The organism is Saliniramus sp., from assembly GCF_035311605.1.
Lineage (GTDB): Bacteria > Pseudomonadota > Alphaproteobacteria > Rhizobiales > Beijerinckiaceae > Saliniramus.
Genome location: NZ_DATGCW010000014.1, coordinates 1 through 2,824, shown reverse-complemented (window position 1 = coordinate 2,824; position 2,824 = coordinate 1). Strand labels below are relative to the sequence as shown.

Genomic DNA, 2,824 nt, shown 5'->3' with positions numbered 1-2,824 from the left:
TGGTGGCGTAGGTGTAGCGGTTGTCCTTGCCGACGAGGGCGTCATAGCTCGGATAGAGCACAGTCGAGCCACGATAGATCGGCGTATTGACGAAACCGAACTGCTCCGACGGATCGCGTCCTGCATGGACCAGCTTCGTCCGTTCGCCCCAATGCGCACCACCGCGTTTTTCCATCGCCACGCTCCCCCATACGGATATCGTTAGCCCGACCGCTGTCGTGCGATCGGTATCATCTGTCAGGCGAGATGACACGCTTTCACAGGCATTTACAATCACCTCTCGCCGGCTCCATCCGGATTTTGGCATTGACGCACCCCGGTCCGTTTGTCATTCACGAATGATGTTGAAATTCGCATGGGGGCGTCTCCGCGAGGAGAGCCGGGCTCATGCGCAGCGTGTCATAGGCGGAGTCTGACCAGTGGGGATGATGCCGTCATGCGCGACGAAGATCCGGGTGGCATTGCGATATGGAGACGGGTTTTCTCCGGCGTATCTTTCTCGGCCTTGCAATGGTCGCCTGCGGAATCGTGGTCGCGATAGCGGGCGCCCGCCCCGCTTATGCCGAGCCCGGCGCGACACTCGCTCAGGTGCGCGAGCGCGGCCATCTCTCCTGCGGCGTGAATCCCGGTTTGCCCGGATTTGCCACCGAGAATACTGACGGACGCTGGAGCGGCTTCGACGTTGCCTATTGCCGCGCCATTGCCGCAGCCATCTTCGCTGATCCGGAAGCCGTCGATTTCGTTCCGCTGAATGCCCGCGAGCGCTTTGACGCGCTGACGGACGGCACGATCGACGTACTCCTGCGCAATTCGACTGCGACCATGGCCCGGGATGCCGGGATGCCGCTCGATTTTCCGGCCGTCACCTATTTCGATGGCCAGGGTTTCATGGTGCGCAAGCAGCTGGGTGTTTCTTCCGCGCGCGAACTCAGCGGTGCGACTGTCTGTGTCGAGGATGGAACCACGACGAAGCTCAATCTGGACGATTATTTCCGCGCCCAGGGCATCCGCTACGAACCCGTCGTGTTTGGCTCGGCGCTGGACACGATCGATGCCTATCTGAACGGGCGCTGCGATGCCTATACGACGGATGCTTCGGGCCTCTATGCCCATCGCATGCGCGCCTCCGATCGCGATGAGCATGTTGTCCTGCCAGAAGTGATCTCCAAGGAGCCCCTCGGCCCGGCGGTGCGTGACGATGATCCGCAATGGGCCAATCTCGTGCGCTGGGTGCATTTCGCCATGCTGCATGCCGAAGAGCATGATGTCACCGCTGCCAATGTGCGTGAACGGGCCGCCAATGACCCCGCGCCGGTCGTCCGCCGGCTTCTAGGCATGGAGGGAGAATTCGGCGCCATGCTCGGCCTCGATGAGGGTTGGGCCGTGGAAATCATCGCCCTCGTCGGCAATTACGGCGAAGTCTTCGCACGCAATATCGGCGACGAATCCCCCCTCAACATCCAGCGTGGCCTCAATGCGCTGTGGACCCGCGGCGGCCTGCAATACGGGCAGCCGATTCGCTGACCTCGAGCCTCGGGGCAATCGTCGGCGATCTGCCGCAGCATGCGGCAACCTGCGTAACCAGACGGCGGATAACGGGCAAAGCTTGGGCTTCCCCTGTGGCGCCCACCGTCATATCCTGCCCGGCGAAGCGTCGCGGGTGCAACTTTCGGATTGCGCGAAGGACGGCGTGAACCGGAGTGGGAATTATGGCGGATTCGCATGCAGCACGGATTGATACCGGCGCGACCCCGGCGGGGGATGTCGCCGTCGAGATGATCGGCGTGAACAAATGGTTCGGGGAGTTCCAGGTCCTCAAGGACATCAATCTCAAGGTGATGAAGGGCGATCGCATCGTGGTATGCGGGCCGTCCGGCTCGGGAAAATCCACGCTGATCCGTTGCATCAACCGGCTGGAAGAGCATCAGAAGGGATCGATCATCGTCGATGGCGTGGAACTGACCAACGACGTCAAGAAGATTGACGAGGTGCGCCGCGAAGTCGGCATGGTGTTCCAGCATTTCAACCTGTTTCCGCATCTCACCATCCTCGAGAACTGCACGCTCTCGCCAATGTGGGTGAAGAAGGTGCCAAAGGCCGAGGCGGAAGAGATCGCCATGCATTTCCTCGGCAAGGTAAAGATCCCCGAGCAGGCGCACAAATTCCCCACCCAGCTCTCCGGCGGCCAGCAGCAGCGTGTCGCGATCGCGCGCTCCCTGTGTATGCGCCCGCGCCTGATGCTGTTCGACGAGCCGACTTCGGCACTCGATCCGGAAATGGTGAAGGAAGTGCTCGACACCATGGTCGAGCTCGCCGAAGACGGCATGACCATGCTCTGCGTGACCCACGAAATGGGCTTCGCCCGTCAGGTCGCGGACAAGGTGATCTTCATGGATTACGGTGAAATCGTCGAGGAGAACCCGCCCTCCGTTTTCTTCTCCAATCCGCAGCACGAGCGCACGAAACTGTTCCTGAAGCAGATCATCACCTGACGCGCGCAGCGCGCGCGAGCCTGTGAAAAATGCGCAGGCGCACCCTTGCAATTTTCATCCGCGTGTCGGATATGAGAGGCGCTGGATACGGAGAGATTCCGGTCGAGCGTGAGAGGCCTCGTGGCGGAGTGGTTACGCAGAGGACTGCAAATCCTTGCACCCCGGTTCGATTCCGGGCGAGGCCTCCATACTTCTTTCCTGGTTAGTTTTGACGACCCATTCGCACTCGCCCGCGCGATCATGCGATGGGTAAGGTGCGCGATGCATCACTGCAGGTGCTGCGCGAGTGGCGCGACGTAGCCGGGAAGCTCCAGCGGCACGCCCATCTTGTG

General features: G+C 61.3%; 2 protein-coding genes, 1 tRNA gene and 1 pseudogene. 3 read left to right on the top strand and 1 reads right to left on the bottom strand.

The genetic code is table 11. From position 1 onward, the window contains the following. Positions 1-175 (bottom strand): annotated as a pseudogene (locus VKP01_RS00680) (cystathionine beta-lyase); the annotation flags it as partial. A gap of 293 nt (positions 176-468) precedes the next feature. Here VKP01_RS00680 and VKP01_RS00675 point away from each other — a divergent pair. From VKP01_RS00675 to VKP01_RS00665, 3 genes are all read left to right on the top strand, one after another. Continuing rightward, entirely contained in the window at positions 469-1,524 is a 1,056-nt protein-coding gene (locus VKP01_RS00675; protein ID WP_324409718.1) for an amino acid ABC transporter substrate-binding protein, read from the top strand. A 185-nt stretch (positions 1,525-1,709) separates the two neighbouring features. After that, the gene (locus VKP01_RS00670; RefSeq protein ID WP_324409717.1) at positions 1,710-2,492 is read left to right on the top strand and encodes an amino acid ABC transporter ATP-binding protein; all 783 of its coding nucleotides are present in this window, start codon (positions 1,710-1,712) and stop codon (positions 2,490-2,492) included. Positions 2,493-2,606: 114 nt separating this feature from the next. Continuing rightward, positions 2,607-2,680, top strand: a tRNA-Cys gene (locus tag VKP01_RS00665). Positions 2,681-2,824: the final 144 nt, after the last annotated feature.